A 24,500-nucleotide genomic window follows, 5' to 3' on the forward strand; every position below is an offset into this window, starting at 1 on the left:
CTTCGGAAAACTACTTCGGCCCAAGAATCTGCGCCAACTTATCCGGCGAAGGCGCCCCTTGCTGTTGCTGCAACTCGCCCTTGTCATCCATATAGAAAATCGCCGGAGTGGCCTGCAGCTCCAGGTCTTCCATCAATTGCATATTGGCCGCGAGCTTGGCCTGGATCGCCGGTGGCACTTCTTTCAAGGCCTTGAGCGAGCTGCCCTTGCCAGCCGCTTCGTGGTCCGCCAGGGCTTTTTGCGGGTCCTTCGCAGCCAGCAGCGCGGCGGATTTGCCCGGGCTGTCCTCGCGAATTATCCCGACCATGATGTGCCGCAACTGCACCTTGCCGGCCTTGACCCACGGCCGCGCCTGTTCCCAGAACATGTTGCAGTAGGGGCAGTTCGGGTCGCTGAACATGTAGACAATGCGTGGCGCATCCTTCTTGCCGTCGGCGATCCAGTTGCTCGTTTCCATCTTGGCCCAGACTTCCTTGGACATTGGCGCGTACACCAGCTTCTGCAACGGCGCGCTGCTCAGGTCATTGCCTTTCTCGTCGTACAGGTTGCCCAGCAATACATGCTTGCCATCGGGCGTCAGGTACAGCGCCATGCCGCGGTTCTGGTATTGCGCCGCGTACCCGCGCAGGCCGTCGGGGGCGTCGAATTGACCGACGATTTTCGCGCCCTTGGCCTCGATCTTCTTGATCGCCTCGGGCAGCTCTTCGGCCTGCACCGATGGCAGGTGCAGCAGGGCGGCACCCAGGCTCAGGGTCAGCAGGTGGCGGAGGCGGGGCATGGCAGTTTCCTTGCAGAAGTGGCAGGTACGGAATCGAAGTTTTCCAGGGCGCGGGCCAGGCTGGCTTGCGACAGCTCGCCCAGGTGGCTGCCCAGCAGGCGGCCGTCGGGACTATAGAACAGCGTAGTCGGCAAGGCCATTGAGCCGACAGCCTGGCCCAGGCGACCGCTGCCGTCGAACAGCACATTGGACAGGCTCAGGCCCTGGGTCTCCAGGAAGGTGCTGACACTTTGCATGCTTTCGGCCTGGTTGACGAACAGGAAGGTCAGGTCCGGGCGTTGCATCTGGGCGTCTTCCAGCACCGGCATTTCCCGGCGGCAGGGCGGGCACCAGGTGGCCCACAAATTGATCACCAGCGGGCCACCCTTGTAGTCCGCCAGTTGCACGGTTTCACCGGCGGAATTGCGCAGGGTGATCTCCGGCAGGCGCGTGCCCTGTTCATAAATGGTCAGCGAGAAGGTCGCCAGCAACCAGAACGCCAGGCCGCTGGCCACGCCGAAGCCCAGCGGACGGCGCAGGCCCGGGCGACGCCAGCCCCGGTACAGCGCGGCGAGCACCAGCGCGATGACCCCTGGCCAGGCGAGGAACCCGCCATCGCGCAGGTCGATGACCTGCCACGGATCGCTGCGATAGTGGGCCCAGTAAACGGCGACGAAACCGATCCGCGCCGCGAGCATGCCGATCAGGAAAAGGCTAAACAGCACCGACTCGGGGTTCTCGCCACCGCGCTTGGCCACCCGCCAACCGACGAACGTCGCCAGCACCAATGCACTGATCAGCAGCAAATGGTTGAGCGCGATGGCAAAGGTGCCGAGAGTAAAGGTCAGCATTAACGGGCGTCTCGGGTGGTGGTCCAGCGTTGCAGGAAGGTGTCGGCATCGACCTCGCCGGTGATGCGCTGGCTGCGTCGCTCGAGGCCGTCGGCACCTATCCACAGCAAGCTCGGTGGGCCTGGCACTTTGTAACGGCCGAGCAGTTCACGGCTGGCGGCATTGTCGGCGGTGACGTCCAGTCGGAGCAAGCGCACGTCGCTCAGGGCTTGCATTACCTTCGCTTTGCCGAAAACCTGTTTTTCCATGACCTTGCACGACACGCACCAGTCGGCGTAGTAGTCCAGCAGCACCCACTGGCCTTGCGCCTGCGCCGCGTCGAGTTCGCGCTGCAAGGCCGCAGGGTCCTTGAGGGTGGTAAAGGCGTCGTGGCCGCTGGGCACGGCGGCGACGGCCGAGCCGGAAGTGCGGAACACCTGCAATGGCTTGAACAGGTCATCACTGCCTCCCGCCGCGCCGATCATCAACAGGCTGCCCCACAAACCCAGCAGGAGCGAAGTGGCGCCGAACAGATGGGCGATGCGCCCAAATCCGTCCGACTGCTTCCAGGCGCTGTAGGCCGCGACCAGCAGCAATGCACCACACAAGCCGACCCACAGCGACTCATCCAGCACCGGGCGCAGCATCAGCAATGCCGTGGCGAGGAACAGGAAGCCGAAGATGCCCTTGAGCAGGTTCATCCAGGCGCCAGGCTTGGGCAGGAAACGATTGCCCACCGTCACCAGCAGCAACAACGGCACACCGATGCCGATGCCCATGGCAAACAGGATCAATCCACCGTGCAGCGCGTTGCCGCTCTGCGCGATATAAAGCAGCGCGCCGGCCAGCGGCGCGGTCATGCACGGGCCGACCAGCAGGCCGGACAACGCGCCCAAGGCACCTGCGCCGACCAGGCTGCCACCGCGCTGGTTGCGCGAGACGTTTTCCAGGCGATCACGCACCGCCACCGGCAGTTGCAGCTCGAAGAAACCGAACATCGGCAAGGCCAGCAGCACGAAAATCGCCGCGAAACTGCCCAGCAACCAAGGGTTTTGTAGCCAGGCTTGCAGGTTCGCCCCGAGGGATGCGGCCAGCACACCCATCGCCGCGTACACCAGCGCCATGCTCACCACATAACTGCCGGCCAGGGCCACGCCACGCTTTGGCGTCGCGCCGCTGCCGACGATCAACCCGGCCAGAATCGGCAGCATTGGCAGCGAGCAGGGGGTGAACGCCAGCAGCAGGCCCAGGCCGAAGAACACCAGCAGGCTCCAGCCCAGGGCGCGTTGCTGCAGATTGCTGGCCAGGGCCTGGTCCGGCGCTTCATTGGCCGTGCCCAGGGCGTTCGAGTTGCCCAGGTCCACGACCCGGGTTTGCGGTGGATAACACAGCCCGGCATCGGCGCAGCCCTGGTAACTGACCTTGACCTGACCGCTGGCGCCCGCCGGGAGCTTCAGCTCCAAGCCTTGACGATAAACCTGCTGTTCACCGAAAAACTCGTCGCTGTGGGCTGCGCCTTCCGGCAGCGCGGGATGCTGCTCGACAGCCAGACCGTCGAATTTCAAGCGTTTCTGATACAGGTAATAACCGTCGGCAATCTGCCAGAACAGCTGGGTTTCGCCGGACTCAAGGCGCTCGGAGGTGAAAACGAACGCTTTGTCGACGGGCAGGAAGTCGGGTTTGGTCTCGAACGGATTGCCGCCCGCCTGGGTCAGGCCGGAGAACAGCAGGGCGACGAGTAGAAACAGCTGACGCATGGAAAAGCCTTATCCTTTAGCAAGTGAGCTGCACAATGGGTGGTGTCGATTAACCGATGATTAACCCCGGTCGCCGGGTTTCAGCGGCAGTTGCGGCATAATGTCCGCTTAATCGGTCGATGGCCTAATCAGCGTTATTTACACGAGGCTCTCCATGCACGTACTGGTTTGCGAAGACGATGAGTTGATTGCCAGCGGCATCGTCGCCGGCCTGACGGCCCAGGGCCTGACCGTGGAACATGTCGCCACCGCGTCGGCGGCCCGGGCGATGCTCAAGGTCGCCGAATTTGATGTCATGGTGCTGGACCTCGGGCTGCCGGACGAAGACGGTCTGAAACTCCTGCAGCAACTGCGTCACAACGGCCTGGAGTTGCCGGTGCTGATTCTCACGGCCCGCGACTCGGTCACCGATCGGGTCGACGGCTTGCAGGCCGGTGCCGACGATTATCTGCTCAAGCCGTTCGACCTGCGCGAACTCGCCGCGCGGCTGCACACGCTGTTGCGGCGGGTGGCCGGTCGCAGCGTCAACCTGATCGAGCACGGCGCCCTGACCTACGACCCGAGCAGCCGCGAAACCACCCTGGCCGGCCAGCCGGTGGACCTGTCGCGCCGCGAGCAGTCGCTGTTGCAGGCGCTACTGCATAACCGCGGCCGGGTGCTGTCGACCGAGCAGCTCAAGGACAGCGTCTACGGTTTTAACGACGAACTGGAGAGCAATGCCCTCAACGTCCATATCCATCACCTGCGGCGCAAGCTCGGCAACGGCATCGTCGAGACCGTGCGCGGCCTGGGCTATCGCCTGGGGCCGGCCGATGGCGGAGATCAATCGAAGTGATGAGCCTGCGTTTGCGCCTGAGCCTGACGCTCGGCGGCGCCTTTGCCCTGATCTGGGCGCTGGCCGCGGCCTGGATGCTCAGCGACCTGCGCAATCAGATGATGTTTTCCCTCGACCAGCGCCTGGTGGCCTCGGCGCGCATGGTCGCCGGGCTCATGGAGCAATTACCGGCGTTGCCAAGCAAGGGCGAGGGCACCCATTTCAGCGCTGAACAACTGAACATTCCCGGTGGCATGGCGTGTCAGGTCAGTTCGTTGCGCGGGGAAATCCTCGCCCGCAGCCACAGCGATCCGGGGCAAACCCTGGAAGCCGAGAAAATGGGCTTCCACGACCAGATCATCGACGGCGCGCCGTGGCGCAGTTTCACCCTGGCTCGTGGCGATTTGCGGATCACCACGGCCGATCGGCAGATTGAACGCGAGGCGCTGAACATGTCGATCCTGCTGGCCGCTTCGGTGCCGGTGGGCGTGGCGCTGCTCGGCTGCCTGTGCCTGCTCTGGCTCGGCATCGGCCAGGGGCTGGCGCCGCTCAACCGCATGCGCGACGCCTTGATGCGCCGCAGCCCTGACTCCCTGGAGCCTTTGCAGGTCCAGCCATTGCCCAGCGAACTGCAACCGCTGCTCGACACACAGAACCAGTTGTTCCAGCGCATCGGCAAGACCATCGAACGGGAACGGCGGCTGACCGATGACGCCGCCCATGAATTGCGAAGCCCCCTGACCGCGATCAAGACCCACCTGCAAGTGGCGCGCATGACCGACGGCGCGGCCCGGGATCAATCCCTGGCCCGGGCCGAAGAGGGTGCTGACCGTCTGCACCGAACCCTTGAGCAACTGCTGTTGCTGGCGCGGGTCGAGGGCAGCCTGTCGTTCGACGATGGCGTGCAGTGCAGTGCCGAGCAGGTGGCGAAACTGGCGATCCAGGACGCGGCGGGGGGCGATCGCCAACGCATCAAGTTTCAGTTGCCGAGCAGGGTTTCTCCCGCCCCGGTGAAAATGCCCGCCGTGCTGTCGATTGCGGCACTGCGCAACCTGTTGGATAACGCCTTGCGCCATACACCCGGCAACGGGCCGGTGGAGCTGAGCCTGGAAACCACTGGCAACCGCGTGCAGTTCGTGGTTCGCGACCATGGCCCGGGCATTGCCGAAGACGACCTGCAACACTTGACCCAACGTTTCTGGCGCAACGGCCAGAGCAACGGCTGTGGGCTCGGCCTGGCGATTGTCCAGGCGATCGTCCAGCGCTGCGGCTGTACCTTGCGTTTCGACAGTCGGCCGGATGGATTGCGGGTGGAGCTGACGATGCCGTTGCAACCCCTCTGACGTACATGAGATGTAACTTCTCGACATTGGCCGCCTGGACCTTCCACAACTATCGTTTTGCTCACTCTCAACGGATTGAGGTGACAGCACCATGGAAGCATCGATACGCACCTGCCAGGCAACCCCGGCCGACGCCGGCATCATCAGCCGCATCATCGAGCGCTCCATCCGGGTCGGTTGCGCGCTCGACCATCGCAACGATCCGCACATCGTTGCCACCTGGACCCACAACAAGACCATCCAGCACATCCAGCCGTGGCTGACCGATCAGCGGTTGTACCTGAGCATCGCCCTGCTGCAGGACAAGCCGGTAGGCGTCGCCATGGCCGCAACCACCGGCACGCTCGCGTTCTGTTACGTGCAGCCGGAATCGTTCCGGCGAGGGGCGGGGCTGGCGCTGGTGCAAGACCTCGAAGGCTGGTTGGTCGCCCGGGGCCTGAACCAGGCGCGACTCTATAGCACCAAGACCAGCGAAGCGTTTTATCGGCGCCTGGGCTACCAGCGGTGTGCCCGATCCTTCATGGTCGCGGGGCTTCACGCCATCCCCATGCATAAAGGCCTGGCGTCACCTTCATGGAAAGACGATCAAGGGTCTAAATCCCCGGCGCCCTGATGCGTTTCCAGAACAGGAAAACCTTATTGAGGGGTCGAGAGATGTCAGTCGCTACCAGGCTTATGGAAGACCAGTCGGCCCGGATCACTCCGGTGCCGGCCGAGACGCTTTATCAGTTCAACGAATCGCCGTTGCTGGCGCGTCAGAGCCAGCAGGAGTCCAACGCCCGCAGTTACCCGCGACGCATTCCCCTGGCACTCAAACGCGCCAAGGGCCTGTATGTCGAAGACGTCGAAGGCCGCACCTTCATCGATTGCCTGGCCGGCGCCGGGACGCTGGCCCTGGGGCACAACCACCCGGTGGTGATCGAAGCGATCCAGCGCGTGCTGGCGGACGAACTGCCGCTGCACACCCTGGACCTGACCACGCCGGTCAAGGATCAGTTCGTCCAGGACCTGTTCGGCTTGTTACCGCCGGCCCTGGCCGCTGAAGCGAAGATCCAGTTCTGCGGTCCTACCGGTACCGACGCGGTGGAAGCCGCCTTGAAACTGGTACGTACCGCCACCGGCCGCAGCACCGTGCTGTCGTTCCAGGGCGGCTACCACGGCATGAGCCAGGGCGCGCTGAGCCTGATGGGCAGCCTCGGGCCGAAAAAACCCTTGGGTGCCTTGCTCAGCAGTGGCGTGCAGTTCATGCCGTACCCCTACGATTACCGTTGCCCGTTTGGCCTGGGCGGTGCGCAGGGGGTGAAGGCCAACCTCAACTACCTGGAAAACCTGCTGAACGATCCAGAGGCCGGCGTGCAACTGCCCGCGGCGGTGATCGTCGAGGTGGTGCAGGGGGAGGGCGGGGTCATCCCGGCCGATCTCGACTGGTTGCGCGGCTTGCGCCGGATCACCGAAAAAGCTGGCGTGGCGCTGATCGTCGACGAGATCCAGAGTGGCTTCGCGCGCACCGGCAAGATGTTTGCTTTCGAGCACGCCGGGATCATTCCGGACGTGGTGGTGATGTCGAAAGCCATCGGCGGCAGCTTGCCATTGGCCGTGGTGGTCTATCGCGACTGGCTCGACACCTGGCTGCCGGGCGCCCATGCCGGGACCTTCCGCGGCAATCAAATGGCGATGGCCGCCGGTTCTGCGGTGATGCGTTACCTGATGGAGCACAAGGTCTGCGAACACGCCGCCGCCATGGGCGAACGCCTGACCGAGCACCTGCGCATCCTGCAGCGCGACTTTCCGCAGCTGGGCGATATTCGGGGTCGAGGCCTGATGCTCGGGGTGGAGCTGGTCGATCCGACCGGCGCGCCCGATGCCCTGGGTCACCCACCGTCGTTTGCGCGACTGGCGCCGCTGGTGCAGCGCGAATGCCTCAAGCGCGGCTTGATTCTTGAACTGGGCGGGCGACATGGCGCGGTGGTTCGTTTCCTGCCACCGCTGGTGATCACCGCCGCGGAAATCGATCGAGTGGCCGAGATTTTCGGCAGGGCCTTGGCCGCAGCCACCGCCTACCTCTAAATTTTCCCGGCCCTGCAACGTTCCTTCTACATAGCGGCTGCACACAGCGTACAGCCCACCCTACAGCGATGGAGAGACAGCATGACGTCAGTATTCGACCGTGAAGACATCCTCTTTCAGGTCGTGGTCAACCATGAAGAGCAATACTCGATCTGGCCCGACTACAAAGCCGTGCCCGAGGGCTGGCGTACCGTGGGCAAGAGCGGGCTGAAAAAGGAATGCCTGGCCTACATCGAAGAGACCTGGACCGATATGCGTCCGCTGAGCCTGCGCCAGAAGATGGACGAGCAGGCGGCAGTGGCGCACTAAGCCATCTCGCATGAAAAGGCCCGCTGAACCGGTCAGGTCAGCGGGCTTTTTTGTATCTGGGGGCGACATGCCCTTGTAGGAGCCCGGCTTGCCGGCGAAGGCGTCCTCGAGGGCCTCTTCGCTGGCAAGCCAGCTCCTACAATGTTTTGCGCCGCACGTGAATCGGTGGCCGCCGCGGACCTGTAGGAGCCCGGCTTGCCGGCGAAGGCGTCCTTGCGGGCCTCTTCGCTGGCAAGCCAGCTCCTACAATGTTTTGCGCCGCACGTGAATCGGTGGCCGCCGCGGACCTGTAGGAGCCCGGCTTGCCGGCGAAGGCGTCATCGAGGGCCTCTTCGCTGGCAAGCCAGCTCCTACAATGGGTTGTGCAGCGCGTGAGTCGATGGCCGCCGCGGACCTGTAGGAGCCCGGCTTGCCGGCGAAGGCGTCCTTGAACGTTGCGCTGGTCTTTCGGACGCCTTCGCCGGCAAGCCGGGCTCCTACAGTTAGGCGCCGCTCAATCCCTTGATCACCAGATCCACATCCCCTTCCAGTTCGGCCACCGGATCAGCAGCATCGACACTCAACACCACCAACCGACTTCCACCCTCGGTGACCGCCGCTTTCACCGCGTCCGACGGCTGCCGATGATGCAACACCACCGCCACGTCGTTGTCCTTGAGCGTCGCCGTCAAGGTCTTCAGTGCCTCAGGTGTCCACTCGGCATCCGGTCGTGCATCCAGCCCTACCAACTCCAGATTGAGCCCGCCAATCAGGTAGCCAAAGTGATCGCTCAAACTCATCACGCTGAGGTTGTCGGCGGCCGCAAGGCGCGCTTCGCTGGCGGCGCTGAGCTTGAGCAAACGCTGTTTCAGCGCCGCCAGGTTCGCCTCGATCGCAGGCTTGGCCGTGGGGGCCAGGCGCACCAGGTCCGCCGCCATCACGTCGGCCATGCGTCCCATGTTGTTGCTGGCCAGCCACGGCTGACTGTTCAAGCCATCGACCTGATTGCCCGGCTGCACGGCAATGCCGGGCAGGGCACCATCCACCGGTCGGGCGGCGTCGACTTCGATGATGCGGATGTTGCTGCGCCGGGAGATCGGGTACAGCGGATCGTCCGGCCACAGTGAACGCAAGCCGATCACCGCATCGGCGTCGGTCGCCAATTTAGCCAGCGCCGGGGCACCACGGCCGGTGAAGTAGGCGGTCTGGCGACTGCCCGGCAGATTGGCGGGCGCCGCGCGTTCAAGGCTGACGTCAGTGCCTTTGAGCAACACTTCGCCCAGGCCGTAGGTGATGGGTAACGAGGCCAGCACCCGCAGCGGTTTGCTGCCGTCAGCGCCCAAGGTTGTGGTGGCGAGCCCGCACAGGGCGAGGGCCAGGGTCAGTTGTCGCAGAGAAAATGACATTTATCCAAGGTTCCCTTTGAGGCTGGGGACGACGCCGCGCGCGATGGCGGCCAGGGCGAAGGCGATACCGGCCACGAGGATGATCGCGGCACCGGACGGGATCGGCAGGTCGAAGACGATCGGCGCGAGAATCCCGCACAGCGTGCTCACCGTGGCGATCAGCACCGAGCACCAGAAGAAGCCCTTCAGCGACTGGCTAAGCAAGCGTGCGGCCGCGGCCGGTATCACCAACAGCGCGCCGACCAGGATGGCGCCAATGACTTTCACTGCGGCGACGGTGATCAGCGTCACCAGGATCACGAACAGGTAATCCAGGGACTTCACCGCCACCCCGCGCACCGCCGCCAGTTGCGGATTGAAGCTGGCGAGCATGATGCGGTTGTACAGCGGCAAGGCCAGGGCCATGACCAGCGAACCGACGATGGCCAGCACCAGCAGGTCATTGCCGTTGACCGTCAGCACCGAACCGAACAGCACGTTTTCGAGGATGTGCACGTTGATCTTGCCGGCCAGGATCAGCAGCAAACTGGCACCCAGCGCCAACGACACCGACAGGAACACGCCGATCAAGGTATCCGGCGCCAGGCCCGTGCGGTTGCGCAGGTAGTTGAGCAGGATGCCGAACAACAGGCAGTAGCCGAACAGGCTGCCGTAAGGCCCGGTGTAGGGTTCGCCCAGCAGGATGCCGATGGCCACGCCGGTCAGCGCCGCGTGACCCACCGCTTCGGAGAAAAACGCGAAGCGCTTGACCACCACCAAGGTGCCCAAACCACCCAGCACCGGGCCGATCAGCAAGCCGGCGAGCAGCGCGTTGACCACAAATCCATAGGCCAGCGCCTCAGGCAGATAACCCGACGAGGCCCAGCCCTGGACCATCAAGCGAAAGGCTTCGTAACTCATCAGGCAAGGCTCCGTGGATGGGTCGAAAACAGCGTCAGCAGGCGATCCGGGGTCAGCGCCTGTTGCGGCGTGGCGTCGAACAGCACCCGGCGGTTGAGCCCGGTGACGTGATCGGCCAGGCGCCCGACCGCTTCCAGGTCGTGCTCGATCCACAGCACGGTGATGCCCGCCGCCCGCCAGTCGCCCAGCAAACGTTCGAATACGCGGATGCCGGCTTCATCGAGGGCTGACATCGGTTCGTCCAGCACCAACAGCTGCGGCGCTGGAATCAACCCTTGCGCCAACAACACCCGCTGACGTTCGCCGCCCGACAGCGCACCCATGCGCCGCTTGCGCTTGTCCTGCATGCCGACCCGCTCCAGCGCCTCACCAATCGCCATTGCGTAATGCTTGCTCAAACCGAGGAACGCCGGACGCCGCTGGCACATCGCGGCCATGAAATCGTCCACGGTCATCGGCAGGCCACGATCGAATTCCAGCGCCTGGGGCACGTAGCCGATCGTCCCCGGCTCGCCCGGCCATTGCAGGCTCAAACGGCCCTGGTGCGGCATCTGCCCGAGCAGGGTCTTGATCAGCGAACTCTTGCCGCCACCGTTGGGGCCGACCAGCGCATGCACGCTGCCGGGGCGGACCTGAAAGGTGACTTTGTCGAGGATCGTCGTGCGCCCGAGGGTCAGGCTGACGTCGGCGAAATCCAGGGTCGGCCCCGAAACCTGTGGGAGCGAGCCTGCTCGCGATTGCGCTGTGTCATTCAATGAAGATGTCGCCAGACTGGACGCCTTCGCGAGCAGGCTCGCTCCCACAGGGGATTGCGCATCGGCCAGGAGGGTTTCTTTCGATGTCATGCCCCGGACTCCTGAATCGCCCTCACCACGGTGTTGAGGTTGCCGGTCATTTCCTTTTCATACTTGTCGGCGGTGTATTCGCCGTAGGAAATGTGCGACAGCGGGTACAGCTTCACCCCGGATTCGCGCTGGATGGTGTCGACGTAGGTGGAAGGGAAGTCCATCTCCGAGAAGATCACCTTCACGTCCAGCTCACGCAGCTGGTCGATGGTCTTTTTCAGCTGGCTCGGGCTCGGTTCGATGCCGTGTGCCGGCTCGACCACCGCCGTCACCTCCAGGCCGAATTCGCGTAGCAGGTAATCGTAGGCGGCGTGAACCGTGGCCACGCGCAATTCGGCGTTCGGCGCCTCGGTCAACTTGGCCAGGGCGTCGGCGCGCATCTTGCGCAGGCGCTTGCCGTAGGCTCGGGCGTTCTCGGTGTAGGTCTTGGCATTGGCCGGGTCGAGTTTTCCCAGTTCCCGGGCAATATTGTTGACCTGGGCAATCGAGGCGCTGATCGACAGGAAGGTGTGCGGGTTGACCACCTTGCCGGCGCCGCGTGCGGCAACGCCGGTAGCGGCCAGCAGCGGCACGTTTTCGTTGGCCTCGATCACCGGCACGTTCGGCGTTTCACTGGCAGCGATCATGCGGTCGGCGAAATCGTCATGGCCGACGCCATTGAGCACGATCACGTCGAGCCCGCTGATGCGCTTGATGTCCTCGGCCCGTGGTTCGTAGGCGTGGGGGTTGAAGCCGGCGGGAATCAGCGGCACCACTTCGGCCTTGTCGCCGACGATGTTGGCCACGTAGCTGTAATAAGGGTGCAGGGTGATGCCGATGCGCAGGCGCTTGGCCTGGTCGGCGCTGGCCAGGGGTGTCAGCAGGCAGGCCAGCAGGCCGACCAGTGACAGGCGCAGGAAAGAACGTAGCGATGAAGTAGGCATGGGAAAGCGGTCTTCTCTCGGAGGAAGGCGAGGGTTCAGTGTCGGTGCTGGCGGGTCACGCCGGCATCGAATTGCGCGACGATCTGCTGCCAGCCGGCGCCTTCGAGCGTGGCATCGCTGAGGTCGGCGGGGGCCTTGAGGTCGGTGGCGCGGTTGAGCCAGATGTCCGGCGCGTCGTCGTCAGCGCTCAGGCGCATCAGGAACGAGCCGGCCACTGTGGTGCTCTGGCTCTGTCCGAAGTACGCCCTGGCGTCGAGCAACTGCCAGGCATGACCACCGCGGCTGACCGAACTGGCGTCTTGGGCAAAGGGGGCAAAGCCTTCATCGGCGAGGGTTTCAGGTGTCGGCAGGGTCTGTTGTTCCTGGCGCAGTAAGTGAATCTCGTCGAGGGTCACGCGCAGATCGGCATAGATGCCTTGTTCGGAGGCGCTCAGGTCGCGGCGGGCATCCAGTTGATGACTGTTGACGCTGCTCACCTGCTGCGACTCACCACGCCAGGCGACCACGGAACCTGCCACCGCCAGGATCATCAGGCACAACAGCAATACGTAGAGGGTTTCGTGGCCGGCACCGGCCGGGCGGACGACTTGGGTGATTGGCGTACTCATGGGCTTTCGATGTCCGCCTGGTCGATTTCGACCACATGGCCCGGGCCCGCGTCGAACAGCACATAGAACTCGGCCCCGGGTTTCTTGAAGGTCAGGGTCGAGTCGGCCCCGAGCTTGCCTGGCACCAGAATGGTTTCGTCGTAGCCGATCACGTCCAGGGTCACGCCCGGTGCGCCACTGCCGTCGGAAAAACCGCCGGTGCACTTGATCTGCTCGGCATCGATGGCCTTGCATTCGCACATCGGGTTGTGGGCCAGGGCGCTTGCGCTGAAGCCGGCGCAGAGCACCAGCAGCGCGGCGCGCAAAGGACGAAGAGGGTTGATCATGGTTTGCCTCCTTGGGTGGACAGCCAGGCGAGGGTGGCGGGGGAAGCCTGGCTCAGAGGAATGGATGCCTGGTGCATGGAGCCGTCCCAGCCTTCCATGGTGATCCACAGTTCGGCGTCGGCTTTGGTTTTTTCCGGGATCGGCAGCATGGCGCCCATGCGGTACGGGGTGCCGAAGAAAATCACCCCGGCGGCGCGCAGGCTGCGTGGCTTGCCGATGCGCAGGTATGTCGCCTTGACCTGCTCGCGGCAGCTGTCGCACAGCGCGGCATTGAAGCTTTTCATGTGGCCGGCCGGGCCATCGGGCCGTGGTGCTTCGTTGCGCAGTTCGGCCAGGCGCAGGCTCCAGGGTCCGACCTGGACTTCGCCAATTTCCCGCTCGCCCAGACCCGTGTCACCGCGAAACAGCGCAGCATCGGCGAAGTATTTGGGCATGAAGCCCAGCGGCACCAGCAACAGCAGGACGTTGATGTGGAAACGCCATTTGTGCCAGAGGCGGCTCAGGGTCGAACGGGGTGCTTGAGTGGCGACCTGGCTCATGGGCTGACCTCCGTGGTTTCACGGCTGTTGGCCGTAGCAGGCTCGTTGCGCGGGCGTTTGTTGCTGCGCTTGAGGGCGTTGGCCGTGGCCAGGGCGGTGCGTTTGGTCCAGATCAGCAGGCCGCTGAGCACCATCATGCTCAACAGCAGGCCGAAGAAGCACCAGATCAGCTTGATCCAGATACCACCGAAATCACCGGTGTGCAGCGGACGCATGGATTCGGTGACGAACTCCAGGCCTGAGCGGTCCGACAGCAGGCGCGTGGCGGCGACTTCGCCGGTGTAGGGGTTGATGTCAGCGGTCTGGAACATCAGCGGGTACCAACTGCGCCCACCCACCGACAGGTAGCTGTAGGCATTGGCCGGCATGCTGACGAAACTCTCGTCGAGCCCCGGGATACGTGCCTTGGCCTCGCGGATCGCCGCTTCCAGGCTGATCATCGGCGTGGGCGACCCATCGGCGGTGAGCGGCACGCTTTCCCGCGGGACCACGGCAGCCACCGGCGCGGTGGAGATGGAAATCTGGTTGTCGAACATGAACGCCTCGATCAGGAACCAGGTGCTGGTGACGGAAATCACCGCGATGAACCAGATCGACCAGATGCCGCTGAGACGGTGGAAATCCCCCCAGAAAATCCGCGCGCCATGGCGAATGCGCAGGGTCGGACGCAAAAAACCCTTCCAGAACCGCTTGTACACCACCAGCCCGGTCACCAGGGACGCCAGCATCGGCAGGCTGAGAAACGACACCAGGTACCAGCCCCAGCTGTAGCCGTTGGTGAACGGCACCAGCCACCAGCCATGCAGGGCACGGGTGAAGGCCTGGAAGTTGAACTGCGGCGCGGGGCCCTGGATGGCACCGGTGTAGGGGTTGACGTACACCGTCAGCGCCCGCCCGTCGGGGTAGGTGACGCCGACGTCCAGGGCGAAGTGCGATTCGTCGGGGCGGCTGATGCTGTCGACGATGATGTCGGGCTCGGCCTGCCTGATCGCGGCGACGATCTGGTCGTAATTGAGCCGCGGCGCATCGTCCGCAGGGGCGCTAGCGCGCATTTGCGGGTTGGCCAGCCAGACGATCTCCTGGCTGACCACCGCGAGAGTGCCGGTCACGCAGACGATCAGGACGAAAAACCAGATCGGCAGCGCCAGCCAGCTATGGACCAGGAACCAGAGTTTGGAGCGGGATTTCTTCGACATGATCAGGGCGTCTTATATCGATGAAAGGCCTCTGCTACGGGCTTCGCAGCGATGAGGTCAATGGAAGGTCCCGTCGTGGCTTTTGCCTACGCGACAGGACTGCATCTATATAGGACGGATGAGCACCCTAAATCAGGAAGGGAGATATGAAAGAAAATGTTTCGTGTTTCGCCAGGCCATCGTCGCCAGGGGCAAGCCCACTCCCACCGGTTCACAGAAGATCCCCTGTGGGAGCGAGCTTGCTCGCGAAGAGGGCCGCTCAGGCACCGCATATTTCATCCTTGCTGGAACATCTCCTTCGCCCGCTGCTCGATCTGCTCCTGGGTCAGGTCCTCTTTACGCGTGGCCAGGAACCACATATGCCCATAGGGATCCTTCAAGGTCCCGGAGCGGTCACCGTAAAACTGATCCTTGACCTCGGAAACCACGGTGCCGCCAGCGTCGATCGCCTGTTTGTAGGACTTGTCCACATCGGTCACGTACAGGTGCAGGCCCACCGACGGCGAGTTGTCGGGATTGCTCAGCGGCCCTTGATCGCACGGAGTGCCGAGCATGATCGGGCAATCGCCAATGCGCAGTTCGGCGTGGCCGATGCCGCCGTCGGGCATGGACAGGCGCATGACCTCGATGGCGCCGAAGGCCTTTTTGTAGAAATCGATGGCTTCGGCTGCTTTTTGAATGCCCAGGTATGGGGTGATGCTGTGATAACCCTCTGGAATCGGTTTAACGCTCATGATGGGTTCTCCCTTTTTCTTGTTGTGGATTGAAGATCGCTCTCCAGCCGAACAATTGTAGGAGCTGCAGGAGGCTGCGATCCTTTGATTTTGATCTTCGGAATGTTTCAAGTTCACAAAAAGATGCTCGCGATGGCCGCGCCGCTATTTCGGCTCAACCCCCGATTCCAGCAACTGCGCCCCTGGCCCACGCTCCCCCAGCACATCGCCAAAATTACGCAACGGACACGCCTCCATCGACAAACACCCGCAACCAATGCAGCCATTCAACTTGTCCCGCAACAAGGTCAACTGATTGATCCGCTCATCCAGCTCCCGGCTCCACTGCGCCGACATCACCTGCCAGTCCGCCGCCGTCGGTGCGCGATTGTCCGGCAGGGTCTTGAGCGCCTCGCCGATCTCCGCCAACGGAATGCCCAGGCGCTGGGCCACCTTGATCAACGCCACCCGCCGCAACACCTCCCGTGGATAACGGCGCTGGTTGCCCTGGTTGCGGTTGCTCTTGATCAATCCCTTGGTTTCATAAAAGTGCAGCGCCGTGACCGCGACGCCGCTGCGGGCCGCCAGTTGGCCGACGCTGAGCTCCTTATGGGAGTTTTGCGAGGTAATCATTTAAAAAATGCCCCTTGACCTTGACTTAACTGGAGGTTTTACCCTGCACGTCTTCGGATCGCAAGATTCGCTTTGCACCTGAGTGGGGACTATCCATGAACGCGCCAGCCAAACATCGCAGCTTCACCCAACTGATCGAATTCGAAATCGAACCGCATCAACAATTGGCGCTGGTGTCGGCGCTGTCGCAGCAGACCGAGCGTCTGGCCCAGCACCACAGCGGCTTTCTGAGTGCCAGCATCCAGGCCAGCGAGGACGGTCGGCGGGTGCTCAATTACCTGCAATGGCAAACCCGTGAGGCGGGGGAGGCGGCGTTTCAGGCGTTTGAAAGCGGCGAACAGGATTTCTGGCAGCTGATCCGCGCCCATCAGGCGAAGGCCGTGACCTTCGGCTCGTTCCAGGTGCTGCACAGCCTGGAACGCAGCCACGATCAGGCGCTGCACTGCAATCTGCCGGGTTAGATCGACAGTTGCTCGGCTAATTGCGCCAGCAGAGCCTGGGTCAGCACCAGGGTGCGCGAAGGGCGCCAGGTACCGCCGGAGAGGGCAATGACTTTCAATGGACGCTACATCATATGAAGCCTGCATTGGAAAATCCCGATAGCCACTATCGAGAGCGTTGATTTCTGCTCGGATAAAGGCGCGAGTAGCCTGTGTTCATTGCCCCGAACCTGATGCCAGGACGCCGAAAATGAAACCTCTAATCGCCACTTTCTTGCTGCTCGCGGTCTCCGTACTCGCTGGATGTGCCAGCCATGTTTCCCCGGAATTGCGCCCCTACACCGCTGAAGAAACCCGGGAACTGGCGCTGGAGGCGCTGAATCGTCGCGGCTTGTCCTTCGACGAATACCACGCGAAGAAAGCCGAACTGCTCGGCCAGCCACAGAAGACATTTGGCTTCGACAAACAGGGCGAGATGAACGCCGAGCGAGCTGTACAGCTGCACGGTCGCCCGAGCTGAGCCAAGACTGTACTGCTCGAACTTTCGCCTAACTGTCCATGGGTTTCCCCCAAGGTTCGCGATAGGGTCAATACCTGACTGATCCCGATGGACTGCCACCCATGACACTCTCGTTCGATCTGCTGCTGGGCTTTGCCCTGTTTGCCCTCGTCACCTCGATCACGCCCGGTCCGAACAACACCATGTTGCTGGCCTCCGGGGTGAACTTCGGCTTTCAACGGACCATTCCCCACATGCTGGGCATCACCTGCGGATTCTTCGTGCTGGTCGTGGCAGTAGGGTTCGGGCTGGGCGCGGTGTTCCAGGCTTATCCCGTGCTGTACACGGTGCTGCGTTACGTCGGTGCGGCATACTTGCTGTACCTGGCGTGGAAAATCGCCCATTCCGGCCCCGTCTCCGACAGCGCGAAAGGCGAGGCCAAGCCGATCAGCTACCTGGGCGCCGCCGCTTTCCAGTGGGTCAACCCAAAGGCCTGGATCATGGCGATCGGTGCCATCAGCACCTACACACCCATGCAGGGCTACTTCACCAACGTGATCGTGATTGCGGCGGTGTTCGCCCTGATCAACCTGCCGAGCGTCGGCGTCTGGGCCGCTTGCGGCACGCTGTTGCGCAACGTGCTCAAGGATCGGCGCTGGTTGCGCCTGTTCAACTGGGGCATGGCCGCGCTGCTGGTGGCGTCGCTGTATCCGATCTTGCTCGAAAGCTTTAGCTGACGCATTGCTTCAACCGCTTGCCCGATGCCTGTTAAGCTGGCTTTTCAGGAGCGTTCCGACGCATTTTTAAATGAAGTTGTTCTTCTTTAACGGCATCCGATCAGGTATTGGTAACCTTCTGAAAACCGCACGCAGCTCATGAGGCTGCGTCTTGCCGTTTGCAGTCATGAGCTTCCTGATCCCGGAACACGCTCTGCGAGTCTTTTATGAATAAACGTCCGCTGTATTTCGACTACGCCGCCACCACGCCGGTGGATGAGCGCGTCATCAAGATCATGGTCGAGTGCCTGGGCTTTGAAGGCAACTTCGGCAATCCGGCCTCCAGCTCCCATGCTTTTGGCCAACAGGCCCGGCAAACGGTCGAGCAGGCGCGGCGCCAGGTCGCCGAACTGGTTGGCGCCACGCCCGAACAGATCGTCTGGACCTCGGGCGCCACCGAATCCAACAACCTGGCCCTCAAGGGTGTTGCCCAGGCCCGCGGCGTATCCGGCGGCCACATCATCACCAGCCAGATCGAACACAAGGCCATCCTCGACACCGCGAAACAGTTGCAGGACAGCGGGGTGGCGGTGACGTACCTGGTGCCGGACGCCGATGGCCTGATCAGCGCGCAAGCGGTGCGCGAAGCCATGCGCGAGGACACCTTCCTGGTGTCGCTGATGCTGGTCAACAATGAACTGGGCACGGTCAACGACATCCCGGCCATCGGCCAGGTGGTGCGCGGGCGCAATGCGTTGTTTCATGTCGACGCGGCGCAAGGCGCGGGCAAGGTAGCGATCGACCTGGCGCAGTGGCCGGTGGACCTGATGTCCTTCTCGGCGCACAAGCTCTATGGTCCCAAAGGCATCGGCGCGCTGTATGTCGGCCCGCGTGCGCAGCAGCGCCTGCTGGCGCAGATCCACGGCGGCGGTCACGAAGGCGGCCTGCGTTCCGGTACCCTGGCGACCCACCAGATTGCCGCGATGGGCGCGGCCTTTGCCCTGGCGGCAGCCTCGTTCGATGAAGAAAAAGCCTCGATCGTGCATCTGCGCGAACGCCTGCTCGAGCAATTGCTGAGCATTCCCGGCGTGCGGCTCAATGGCAGCCTGACTCAACGCATCCCGCATACCTTGAGCCTGACCTTCAGTGAAGGCGAGTTCAACTCGGCGGTGTTGCTCGCCTCGATGGCGTTCTCCGCGACCTCGGCCTGTAATTCCGCGAGCAATGCGCCCTCCCATGTGCTGCTGGCCCTGGGGCATGATGCCCGTACGGCGAGTCGCACCATTCGCTTGAGCCTGGGGCGTTTCACCACCGAACAGGATATCGACCAAGCGGTACAGCTGATTAGAACCGCCTGCGCCAGTGCTCCGGCCTTCTGGCAATAGGGTAACAAAGTGCCGACCTTGATCGGCACCGAACAATAATGACGAGTGGTTAGCAGGAGTCACGATGAATACGCAGTTTACGATCACCGGGTCAGTGCCCCAGCGCCTGGCGCAAACCCGCGAGCTGATGAGCCGGGAGGGCATCCATGCCCTGCTGGTGCCGTCCGCCGATCCCCACCTGTCCGAATACCTGCCGGGTTACTGGCAAGGGCGCCAATGGTTGTCGGGTTTCCACGGTTCGGTCGGCACCCTGATCGTTACCGCGGATTTCGCCGGCGTCTGGGCCGACAGCCGTTATTGGGAACAGGCGAGCAAGGAACTCAAGGGCAGCGGCATCGAGCTGGTCAAGCTGCAACCGGGACAACCCGGGCCGCTGGATTGGCTGGCCGAGCAGACCCCGCAAGGCGGCGTGGTCGCGGTCGATGGCGCGGTGATGGCGGTGGCCTCTGCACGCACATTGGGCAGCAAGCTGGAAGAGCGGGGCGCGCGCCTGCGTACCGACATCGACCTGTTGAGCGAAGTCTGGAGCGATCGCCCGAGCCTGCCGAACGAACCGATCTATCAGCACTTGCCGCCACAGGCCACCGTCAGCCGTGGCGAAAAACTCGCCAAGCTGCGCGAAACCCTGCAGGCACGGGGTGCCGACTGGCATTTCATCGCCACTCTCGATGACATTGCCTGGCTGTTCAACCTGCGCGGCGGCGATGTGTCGTTCAACCCGGTGTTCGTTTCCTTCGCCTTGATCAGCCAGCAGCAGGCAACACTGTTCGTGGCGCTGAGCAAGGTCGATGCGCCGTTGCGTGCGGCCCTGGAACAGGACGGGGTGACCTTGCGCGATTACAGCGAAGTGGCCGAGGCCCTGCGCGCTGTGCCGGCGGGGGCGAGCCTGCTGGTCGACCCGGCGCGGGTCACGGCTGGCCTGCTGGGTAACCTCGACAGCGCTGTCAAACTGCTCGAAGGCCTGAATCCGACCACCCTGGCCAAGTCCCAGAAGAGCCTGGCCGACGCCGAACACATCCGCCAGGCCATGGAGCAGGACGGCGCGGCGCTGTGCGAATTCTTCACCTGGCTCGAATCGGCCTGGGGCCGTGAGCGGATTACCGAACTGACTATCGACGAAAAACTCACCGCAGCGCGCGAACGCCGGCCGGGTTACGTTTCGCTGAGCTTCAACACCATTGCCGCCTTCAACGCGAACGGCGCCATGCCGCATTACCACGCCACTGAAGAAGAGCACGCGGTGATCGAAGGTGACGGCTTGTTGCTGATCGATTCCGGCGGCCAGTACCTGGGTGGTACCACCGACATCACGCGCATGGTTGCGGTCGGCACGCCGACGCAGGAACAGAAACGCGATTGCACTCGGGTGCTCAAGGGCGTGATCGCGCTGTCCCGTGCGCGGTTCCCCAAAGGCATCCTGTCGCCACTGCTGGACGCCATCGCCCGGGCACCGATCTGGGCGGAAAACGTCGACTATGGCCACGGCACCGGTCACGGCGTCGGCTACTTCCTCAACGTTCACGAAGGTCCGCAGGTGATTGCCTACCAGGCTGCACCCGCGCCGCAAACCGCGATGCTGCCAGGCATGATCACCTCGATCGAACCCGGCACCTATCGTCCAGGCCGCTGGGGTGTGCGCATCGAGAACCTGGCGATGAACCGCGAGGCAGGCACCAGCGAATTCGGCGAATTCCTCAGTTTCGAAACCCTGACGCTGTGCCCGATTGACACACGCTGCCTGGAAACCTCGTTGCTGAGCGAGGAAGAAAAGCAGTGGTTCAACGCTTACCACGCCGAAGTGCGCGAGCGTTTGAGCCCGTTGCTCGACGGCGCTGCGCTGGAGTGGTTGAACACCCGTACTGCGACCATCTGATTGACTTGAGCTCGGGCGCCGTCTCCAGCGCCCGGGCCTCGGGTTTTAACTCAGGGCTTCGATGACAAAATCCAACCGATCCTGGCCAAAAAACAGCTGATCACCGACAAACATGCTCGGTGCGCCGAACACGCCGCGTTGCACGGCTTTTTCAGTGGTTTCCTTGAGGGCATTCTTGACCTCTTCGTCAGCGCTCAGGGCCAGGATTTCTTCCGGGTCGAAACCGTTTTCGCTCAATACTGCCCCGACAGTGGCCGGATCATTGAGGTTGCGACCATCGATCCACAGTGCCTTGAAGAGGCAATCGATGAACGCGGCAAAGCGCTCGGTTTGGCGCAACTGCACACCTGTCACGGCACGCATGAGCACCAGTGTGTTGATCGGGAAGTGCGGGTTGATTTTCAATGGCACGCCATAGCGATTGGCGTAACGATCCAGGTCTATGAACATGTAGCGACCCTTGGCAGGTATGGTCGCCGGGGAAGCGTTGCCGGTGGCTTTGAACACACCGCCGAGCAGGATGGGCACGTAGATCAGCTGGCTGTCGGTCTGCTCACAGATCTTCGGTAGTTGGGTGTACGCCAGGTAGGTGGCGGGGCTGCCCAGGTCGAAATAGAACTCCACGATCTTGCTCATGGTCGATGCACTCTTTTTGTTGTTGTAGGGGAGGGGTTACCAGCGTTCGCTCCAGGGGCGCAGGTCCATTTCGAAGGTCCAGGCGTCGCGGGGCTGGCTGTGCAGGTACCAATAGTTCTCTGCGATGTGTTCGGGGTCGAGAATGCCGTCCTGATCCTTGGTCGCGTACTTCTCGGGGAAACTGTCACGGATGAAATCGGTATCGATGGCGCCGTCGACGACGACGTGGGCGACATGAATATTCATCGGCCCCAGTTCGCGCGCCATGCTTTGTGCCAGCGCACGGATCCCGTGCTTGGCGCCGGCAAACGCCGCAAAACCTGCGGCGCCGCGCAAACCGGCGGTGGCGCCGGTGAACAGGATCGTGCCCCGTTGCCGCGTGGCCATGCGCTTGGCCACTTCCCGGCCATTGAGAAAGCCTGAGAAGCAGGCCATTTCCCAGATCTTGAAATACTTGCGGGCGGTTTCTTCGAGAATGCTGCAAGGCACGTTGGCGCCGATATTGAACACGAACGCTTCGATCGGGCCGATCTCGCTTTCGATCTGCTCGACCAGTGCAACCACATCGTCTTCCTTGCGGGCATCGCAGGCGAAGCCGTGGGCTTCACAGCCGGCTGCATTGATGGCATCGACCAGAGGCTGGAGCTTGTCCGCGCTGCGCCGGGTCACGCAGGCAACAAATCCCTCCTGTGCAAAGCGTTTGGCAATGGCGCCACCCGTGGCATCCCCCGCGCCGACAACCAGTACGACCTTCTTGTTATTCATTGCCTGGACCTCTTTAGTAAACGATCGTTAACTAAACGAACGTTATGCTACGATTCGACAGGCGTCAAGATGATCGAACCAGAGGTAAGGACAATGCGTTATTCAGCCAGTCACAAGCTGGAAACCCGAGAGAAACTGCTGCAAAGCAGCGCGGTGTCGGCCAAGCAATCGGGTTTTTCCACGGTAGGTGTCGATGGTTTGATGAAGGCCATCGGTTTGAGTGGCGGGGCGTTCTATAGTCACTTCGCGTCCAAGGACGAGTTGTTCGCATCCATTGTCGAGCGTGAGCTGCGGCAAAGCCTGGAGCGGCTGGGGGCGGACAAGGATCGCGAAAAATTCGAGCGTTGCCTCAAGCTCTACCTGAGCATGTCCCACGTCGAGCACCCGGAAACCGGTTGTGCATTACCGGCGTTGGGAGCCGAAATTGCCCGCTCGGATCTACTGATCAGGCAGCAGGCCGAGCACTGGATCTGCCAGCTTCAGGAGCGTTGGGCGCAGGTGCTGGAGAGCGACAGCCTGGCCTGGGCGATTCTGTCGCAATGCGTCGGTGCACTGGTGGTGGCGCGAATGCTCGCCACGCCGGAGCTGCAGCGCAAGGTGCTGAAGTCCAGTCATGAGGAGATTGGCCGCCAGCTGGCAGGCCCGAGGGCCTGACAGGATGGCTGCAGATTATTTGCAGATGACGATCATGCTGCGGCTGGTGTAGCCCGCGGGGTTGATCCCGAACAGATAATCACCCGGTTCTTCAACGGCGTCGCCGGATTTGGCAATGACCTTGTAGCTCTTGGGGGCGCACGAGTGGGCGGCGCTGGAGTAGCACTGGTCCCATGAGGACGACAGCCCCGAACAGTTGATATGGATTCCTTTCTTGCCGTGTTTGGTCTGGGGTTTGGCGGTCGCCGCGCAGCCCGCAACTGCAAGAACGGCGATCAGTATCAAAATTCGTTTCATTGCTATCCTTGTAGCGTTCCCGGATCTATCGCCCGGTCTGGCAGTGTTCGCTTTACGCATGAAGCGTTTTGAGGCCCCTGTCCTGAAAAAATCCATTTCTGGCACTGGGTTGCGGGCCTAAACATGGCCTAATTGCGCGGCAATTACCAGAGTCTATGCAAATCCGCCCCTCAATCGGCTGCAACGGCGGGCTTGGCGTTACTGCCCATGGTCATGGTGGCGCCCACGGAAGCCAGGATGATGCACAAGATGGCCATCCACTGTGACAGAGACAGGAATTCCTGCAGGAACAACAGACCGGACAAGGCACCCACCGCCGGCTCGATGCTCATCAATGTGCCGAAGGTCCTGGCCGGCATGCGGGTGAGGGCGACCATTTCCAGCGTATAGGGGAGGGCCGTGGACAGCACGGCAACCCCGAGGGCGATCGGAATCAATGCCGGGGTCAACAGCGCCGCGCCGGCATGCACAATGCCGATCGGGGCGACAAACAGTGCGGCAATCACAACGCCCAGGGCGGCGGTCTGCACGCCGTTGTCGGCACCGGCCTTTTGCCCAAAAAGAATGTACAGCGCCCAGCAGGCACCTGCCCCCAATGCGTAACCGGCCCCCAGCAGATCAATGCCTTGCGCCGTTGCGCCCGTCGGTATCAACAGCAGCAGGCCGACAGCGGCCAGGGCGATCCACAGGAAGTCGATGGCGCGGCGTGAAGCGTAGATGGCAACGGCCAATGGTCCGGTGAACTCCAGCGCGACCGCGATACCCAGGGGAACCGAGCGCAGGGACATATAGAAGAGGAAGTTCATGCCGCCCAGTGCCATGCCATAGACAATCACGGTGCGCAGTGATTTTGCGGTGAGCCTGGCCCGCCATGGGCGCAGCAGCAACACCATGATCACGCTGGCGAAGGTCAAGCGCAGGGTGGTGGTGCCCTGGGCGCCGATAATGGGGAACATGCTTTTGGCCAGTGAGGCTCCCGACTGAATCGATGCCATGGCTATTAATAGCAGGCCGACCGAAAACAGGGTCGAGGCAAGGCTGCGCGGCTGATCGTTCATTGAGAGGCACCGTCCGAGGTATGGAGCTGAAGTGTTATATTTTGTGTTGAGCAATATACTGCGCAAACGCTGCCGGCGCATCTATATATAAGCAGTGTTTTTGTTCCTCACGATAGATAAAGCAAATCAGTGCTTGACGGCAGTTTCTGGAAGCCTATAATTCGCCCCACTTCCGGCGCAGTCGAAACGGAAAACTCCTTGGTAAACAATGAGTTACGCAGTTTTGGCGGCA

28 protein-coding genes and 1 pseudogene are annotated in these 24,500 nt (G+C 62.5%); 11 read left to right on the forward strand and 18 right to left on the reverse strand.

What is annotated here, in order from left to right:
* Window positions 1–10: 10 nt before the first annotated feature.
* The 3 genes from dsbG to dsbD are packed head-to-tail and all read right to left on the reverse strand — an operon-like array spanning window position 11 to window position 3,344.
* A complete protein-coding gene (gene dsbG, locus NPS56_RS02220; RefSeq protein ID WP_274073258.1) occupies window positions 11–778 on the reverse strand; it encodes a thiol:disulfide interchange protein DsbG in 768 nt (255 codons plus the stop codon).
* Window positions 754–1,608 (reverse strand): TlpA disulfide reductase family protein, encoded by an 855-nt coding sequence (locus NPS56_RS02225; protein WP_274073259.1) that lies wholly within the window; start codon window positions 1,606–1,608, stop codon window positions 754–756. Before NPS56_RS02225 ends, dsbG begins: the two co-directional genes overlap by 25 nt.
* Window positions 1,608–3,344, reverse strand: a complete 1,737-nt coding sequence (gene dsbD / locus NPS56_RS02230) for a protein-disulfide reductase DsbD (RefSeq protein ID WP_274073260.1) — start codon at window positions 3,342–3,344, stop codon at window positions 1,608–1,610. The genes NPS56_RS02225 and dsbD overlap by 1 nt, the downstream gene beginning before the upstream one ends.
* A 154-nt stretch (window positions 3,345–3,498) precedes the next feature.
* On the opposite strand from dsbD, the gene NPS56_RS02235 reads away from it, so the two are divergent.
* The 5 genes from NPS56_RS02235 to NPS56_RS02255 all read left to right on the forward strand — a co-directional run bounded on the left by NPS56_RS02235 (window position 3,499) and on the right by NPS56_RS02255 (window position 7,877).
* Window positions 3,499–4,179, forward strand: coding sequence for a response regulator (locus NPS56_RS02235; protein WP_034151358.1), 681 nt, complete (start codon window positions 3,499–3,501; stop codon window positions 4,177–4,179).
* On the forward strand, window positions 4,176–5,501 hold the full coding sequence (locus NPS56_RS02240; RefSeq protein WP_274073261.1) for an ATP-binding protein: 1,326 nt from the start codon (window positions 4,176–4,178) through the stop codon (window positions 5,499–5,501). Before NPS56_RS02235 ends, NPS56_RS02240 begins: the two co-directional genes overlap by 4 nt.
* 91 nt (window positions 5,502–5,592) lie before the next feature.
* Complete coding sequence (locus NPS56_RS02245) at window positions 5,593–6,114, forward strand: GNAT family N-acetyltransferase (protein ID WP_274073262.1); 522 nt, start codon at window positions 5,593–5,595, stop codon at window positions 6,112–6,114.
* A gap of 41 nt (window positions 6,115–6,155) precedes the next feature.
* The gene (locus NPS56_RS02250) at window positions 6,156–7,568 is read left to right on the forward strand and encodes an aspartate aminotransferase family protein (RefSeq protein ID WP_274073263.1); all 1,413 of its coding nucleotides are present in this window, start codon (window positions 6,156–6,158) and stop codon (window positions 7,566–7,568) included.
* An 81-nt stretch (window positions 7,569–7,649) separates the two neighbouring features.
* Window positions 7,650–7,877, forward strand: coding sequence for an MbtH family protein (locus NPS56_RS02255; RefSeq protein ID WP_128608950.1), 228 nt, complete (start codon window positions 7,650–7,652; stop codon window positions 7,875–7,877).
* Between the two features lie 482 nt (window positions 7,878–8,359).
* Here NPS56_RS02255 and NPS56_RS02260 read toward each other — a convergent pair whose 3' ends face one another.
* From NPS56_RS02260 to soxR, 10 genes are all read right to left on the reverse strand, one after another.
* Window positions 8,360–9,262 carry a metal ABC transporter solute-binding protein, Zn/Mn family gene (locus NPS56_RS02260; RefSeq protein WP_274073264.1) on the reverse strand — a complete coding sequence of 301 codons (903 nt, stop codon included), beginning with the start codon at window positions 9,260–9,262 and terminating at the stop codon, window positions 8,360–8,362.
* Window positions 9,263–10,162 (reverse strand): metal ABC transporter permease, encoded by a 900-nt coding sequence (locus tag NPS56_RS02265; protein WP_033041974.1) that lies wholly within the window; start codon window positions 10,160–10,162, stop codon window positions 9,263–9,265.
* The gene (locus NPS56_RS02270; RefSeq protein ID WP_274073265.1) at window positions 10,162–11,007 is read right to left on the reverse strand and encodes a metal ABC transporter ATP-binding protein; all 846 of its coding nucleotides are present in this window, start codon (window positions 11,005–11,007) and stop codon (window positions 10,162–10,164) included. Before NPS56_RS02270 ends, NPS56_RS02265 begins: the two co-directional genes overlap by 1 nt.
* The gene (locus NPS56_RS02275; protein ID WP_274073266.1) at window positions 11,004–11,930 is read right to left on the reverse strand and encodes a metal ABC transporter substrate-binding protein; all 927 of its coding nucleotides are present in this window, start codon (window positions 11,928–11,930) and stop codon (window positions 11,004–11,006) included. Before NPS56_RS02275 ends, NPS56_RS02270 begins: the two co-directional genes overlap by 4 nt.
* Window positions 11,931–11,965: 35 nt before the next feature.
* Window positions 11,966–12,538 carry a DUF6162 family protein gene (locus tag NPS56_RS02280; protein ID WP_274073267.1) on the reverse strand — a complete coding sequence of 191 codons (573 nt, stop codon included), beginning with the start codon at window positions 12,536–12,538 and terminating at the stop codon, window positions 11,966–11,968.
* On the reverse strand, window positions 12,535–12,864 hold the full coding sequence (locus NPS56_RS02285; RefSeq protein WP_274073268.1) for a hypothetical protein: 330 nt from the start codon (window positions 12,862–12,864) through the stop codon (window positions 12,535–12,537). The genes NPS56_RS02280 and NPS56_RS02285 overlap by 4 nt, the downstream gene beginning before the upstream one ends.
* The gene (locus NPS56_RS02290; protein WP_274073269.1) at window positions 12,861–13,403 is read right to left on the reverse strand and encodes a thiamine pyrophosphate-binding protein; all 543 of its coding nucleotides are present in this window, start codon (window positions 13,401–13,403) and stop codon (window positions 12,861–12,863) included. Before NPS56_RS02290 ends, NPS56_RS02285 begins: the two co-directional genes overlap by 4 nt.
* On the reverse strand, window positions 13,400–14,599 hold the full coding sequence (locus NPS56_RS02295) for a PepSY-associated TM helix domain-containing protein (RefSeq protein ID WP_274073270.1): 1,200 nt from the start codon (window positions 14,597–14,599) through the stop codon (window positions 13,400–13,402). Before NPS56_RS02295 ends, NPS56_RS02290 begins: the two co-directional genes overlap by 4 nt.
* A gap of 275 nt (window positions 14,600–14,874) precedes the next feature.
* Window positions 14,875–15,333: a VOC family protein gene (locus NPS56_RS02300; RefSeq protein ID WP_274073271.1), complete on the reverse strand. Its 459-nt coding sequence runs from the start codon at window positions 15,331–15,333 to the stop codon at window positions 14,875–14,877.
* Between the two features lie 144 nt (window positions 15,334–15,477).
* Window positions 15,478–15,945 carry a redox-sensitive transcriptional activator SoxR gene (gene soxR, locus NPS56_RS02305; protein ID WP_274073272.1) on the reverse strand — a complete coding sequence of 156 codons (468 nt, stop codon included), beginning with the start codon at window positions 15,943–15,945 and terminating at the stop codon, window positions 15,478–15,480.
* 95 nt (window positions 15,946–16,040) lie between these two features.
* Between soxR and NPS56_RS02310 the strand changes: the two genes are divergently transcribed.
* On the forward strand, window positions 16,041–16,406 hold the full coding sequence (locus NPS56_RS02310; protein ID WP_274073273.1) for an antibiotic biosynthesis monooxygenase: 366 nt from the start codon (window positions 16,041–16,043) through the stop codon (window positions 16,404–16,406).
* On the opposite strand, the pseudogene NPS56_RS02315 reads toward NPS56_RS02310, so the two are convergent.
* A pseudogene (locus NPS56_RS02315) lies at window positions 16,406–16,504 on the reverse strand (FMN reductase); the annotation flags it as partial. The gene NPS56_RS02310 and the pseudogene NPS56_RS02315 overlap by 1 nt on opposite strands.
* A gap of 131 nt (window positions 16,505–16,635) precedes the next feature.
* Between NPS56_RS02315 and NPS56_RS02320 the strand changes: the two are divergent.
* From NPS56_RS02320 to NPS56_RS02335, 4 genes are all read left to right on the forward strand, one after another.
* Window positions 16,636–16,905: a hypothetical protein gene (locus NPS56_RS02320; RefSeq protein WP_274073274.1), complete on the forward strand. Its 270-nt coding sequence runs from the start codon at window positions 16,636–16,638 to the stop codon at window positions 16,903–16,905.
* Between the two features lie 101 nt (window positions 16,906–17,006).
* Window positions 17,007–17,621: a LysE family translocator gene (locus NPS56_RS02325; RefSeq protein ID WP_274073275.1), complete on the forward strand. Its 615-nt coding sequence runs from the start codon at window positions 17,007–17,009 to the stop codon at window positions 17,619–17,621.
* A 206-nt stretch (window positions 17,622–17,827) separates the two neighbouring features.
* Window positions 17,828–18,985 carry an aminotransferase class V-fold PLP-dependent enzyme gene (locus tag NPS56_RS02330; RefSeq protein ID WP_274073276.1) on the forward strand — a complete coding sequence of 386 codons (1,158 nt, stop codon included), beginning with the start codon at window positions 17,828–17,830 and terminating at the stop codon, window positions 18,983–18,985.
* Between the two features lie 64 nt (window positions 18,986–19,049).
* Window positions 19,050–20,858, forward strand: a complete 1,809-nt coding sequence (locus NPS56_RS02335; RefSeq protein ID WP_274073277.1) for an aminopeptidase P family protein — start codon at window positions 19,050–19,052, stop codon at window positions 20,856–20,858.
* 45 nt (window positions 20,859–20,903) lie between these two features.
* Here NPS56_RS02335 and NPS56_RS02340 read toward each other — a convergent pair whose 3' ends face one another.
* Window positions 20,904–21,494 (reverse strand): 2-hydroxychromene-2-carboxylate isomerase, encoded by a 591-nt coding sequence (locus NPS56_RS02340; protein WP_274073278.1) that lies wholly within the window; start codon window positions 21,492–21,494, stop codon window positions 20,904–20,906.
* A gap of 36 nt (window positions 21,495–21,530) precedes the next feature.
* Window positions 21,531–22,259 (reverse strand): SDR family oxidoreductase, encoded by a 729-nt coding sequence (locus tag NPS56_RS02345; protein WP_274073279.1) that lies wholly within the window; start codon window positions 22,257–22,259, stop codon window positions 21,531–21,533.
* Between the two features lie 93 nt (window positions 22,260–22,352).
* Between NPS56_RS02345 and NPS56_RS02350 the strand changes: the two genes are divergently transcribed.
* Window positions 22,353–22,913: a TetR/AcrR family transcriptional regulator gene (locus tag NPS56_RS02350; protein WP_274073280.1), complete on the forward strand. Its 561-nt coding sequence runs from the start codon at window positions 22,353–22,355 to the stop codon at window positions 22,911–22,913.
* 15 nt (window positions 22,914–22,928) lie between these two features.
* Here NPS56_RS02350 and NPS56_RS02355 read toward each other — a convergent pair whose 3' ends face one another.
* Together NPS56_RS02355 and rhtA are read right to left on the reverse strand one after the other, a co-directional pair.
* On the reverse strand, window positions 22,929–23,210 hold the full coding sequence (locus NPS56_RS02355; protein WP_274073281.1) for a hypothetical protein: 282 nt from the start codon (window positions 23,208–23,210) through the stop codon (window positions 22,929–22,931).
* Window positions 23,211–23,380: 170 nt separating this feature from the next.
* Window positions 23,381–24,268, reverse strand: a complete 888-nt coding sequence (gene rhtA, locus NPS56_RS02360) for a threonine/homoserine exporter RhtA (protein ID WP_274073282.1) — start codon at window positions 24,266–24,268, stop codon at window positions 23,381–23,383.
* Between the last annotated feature and the right edge of the window lie 232 nt (window positions 24,269–24,500).

The sequence above is a fragment of the Pseudomonas putida genome (assembly GCF_028682635.1).
GTDB lineage: Bacteria > Pseudomonadota > Gammaproteobacteria > Pseudomonadales > Pseudomonadaceae > Aquipseudomonas > Aquipseudomonas putida_AE.

Bases quoted from the DNA above. Each gene is read 5' to 3' on its own strand.
- dsbG (WP_274073258.1), bottom strand. From the start codon at position 778: ATGCCCCGCCTCCGCCACCTGCTGACCCTGAGCCTGGGTGCCGCCCTG.
- NPS56_RS02225 (WP_274073259.1), bottom strand. From the start codon at position 1,608: ATGCTGACCTTTACTCTCGGCACCTTTGCCATCGCGCTCAACCATTTG.
- dsbD (WP_274073260.1), bottom strand. From the start codon at position 3,344: ATGCGTCAGCTGTTTCTACTCGTCGCCCTGCTGTTCTCCGGCCTGACC.
- NPS56_RS02235 (WP_034151358.1), top strand. From the start codon at position 3,499: ATGCACGTACTGGTTTGCGAAGACGATGAGTTGATTGCCAGCGGCATC.
- NPS56_RS02245 (WP_274073262.1), top strand. From the start codon at position 5,593: ATGGAAGCATCGATACGCACCTGCCAGGCAACCCCGGCCGACGCCGGC.
- NPS56_RS02250 (WP_274073263.1), top strand. From the start codon at position 6,156: ATGTCAGTCGCTACCAGGCTTATGGAAGACCAGTCGGCCCGGATCACT.
- NPS56_RS02255 (WP_128608950.1), top strand. From the start codon at position 7,650: ATGACGTCAGTATTCGACCGTGAAGACATCCTCTTTCAGGTCGTGGTC.
- NPS56_RS02260 (WP_274073264.1), bottom strand. From the start codon at position 9,262: ATGTCATTTTCTCTGCGACAACTGACCCTGGCCCTCGCCCTGTGCGGG.
- NPS56_RS02265 (WP_033041974.1), bottom strand. From the start codon at position 10,162: ATGAGTTACGAAGCCTTTCGCTTGATGGTCCAGGGCTGGGCCTCGTCG.
- NPS56_RS02270 (WP_274073265.1), bottom strand. From the start codon at position 11,007: ATGACATCGAAAGAAACCCTCCTGGCCGATGCGCAATCCCCTGTGGGA.
- NPS56_RS02275 (WP_274073266.1), bottom strand. From the start codon at position 11,930: ATGCCTACTTCATCGCTACGTTCTTTCCTGCGCCTGTCACTGGTCGGC.
- NPS56_RS02280 (WP_274073267.1), bottom strand. From the start codon at position 12,538: ATGAGTACGCCAATCACCCAAGTCGTCCGCCCGGCCGGTGCCGGCCAC.
- NPS56_RS02285 (WP_274073268.1), bottom strand. From the start codon at position 12,864: ATGATCAACCCTCTTCGTCCTTTGCGCGCCGCGCTGCTGGTGCTCTGC.
- NPS56_RS02290 (WP_274073269.1), bottom strand. From the start codon at position 13,403: ATGAGCCAGGTCGCCACTCAAGCACCCCGTTCGACCCTGAGCCGCCTC.
- NPS56_RS02295 (WP_274073270.1), bottom strand. From the start codon at position 14,599: ATGTCGAAGAAATCCCGCTCCAAACTCTGGTTCCTGGTCCATAGCTGG.
- NPS56_RS02300 (WP_274073271.1), bottom strand. From the start codon at position 15,333: ATGAGCGTTAAACCGATTCCAGAGGGTTATCACAGCATCACCCCATAC.
- soxR (WP_274073272.1), bottom strand. From the start codon at position 15,945: ATGATTACCTCGCAAAACTCCCATAAGGAGCTCAGCGTCGGCCAACTG.
- NPS56_RS02310 (WP_274073273.1), top strand. From the start codon at position 16,041: ATGAACGCGCCAGCCAAACATCGCAGCTTCACCCAACTGATCGAATTC.
- NPS56_RS02320 (WP_274073274.1), top strand. From the start codon at position 16,636: ATGAAACCTCTAATCGCCACTTTCTTGCTGCTCGCGGTCTCCGTACTC.
- NPS56_RS02325 (WP_274073275.1), top strand. From the start codon at position 17,007: ATGACACTCTCGTTCGATCTGCTGCTGGGCTTTGCCCTGTTTGCCCTC.
- NPS56_RS02330 (WP_274073276.1), top strand. From the start codon at position 17,828: ATGAATAAACGTCCGCTGTATTTCGACTACGCCGCCACCACGCCGGTG.
- NPS56_RS02335 (WP_274073277.1), top strand. From the start codon at position 19,050: ATGAATACGCAGTTTACGATCACCGGGTCAGTGCCCCAGCGCCTGGCG.
- NPS56_RS02340 (WP_274073278.1), bottom strand. From the start codon at position 21,494: ATGAGCAAGATCGTGGAGTTCTATTTCGACCTGGGCAGCCCCGCCACC.
- NPS56_RS02345 (WP_274073279.1), bottom strand. From the start codon at position 22,259: ATGAATAACAAGAAGGTCGTACTGGTTGTCGGCGCGGGGGATGCCACG.
- NPS56_RS02350 (WP_274073280.1), top strand. From the start codon at position 22,353: ATGCGTTATTCAGCCAGTCACAAGCTGGAAACCCGAGAGAAACTGCTG.
- NPS56_RS02355 (WP_274073281.1), bottom strand. From the start codon at position 23,210: ATGAAACGAATTTTGATACTGATCGCCGTTCTTGCAGTTGCGGGCTGC.
- rhtA (WP_274073282.1), bottom strand. From the start codon at position 24,268: ATGAACGATCAGCCGCGCAGCCTTGCCTCGACCCTGTTTTCGGTCGGC.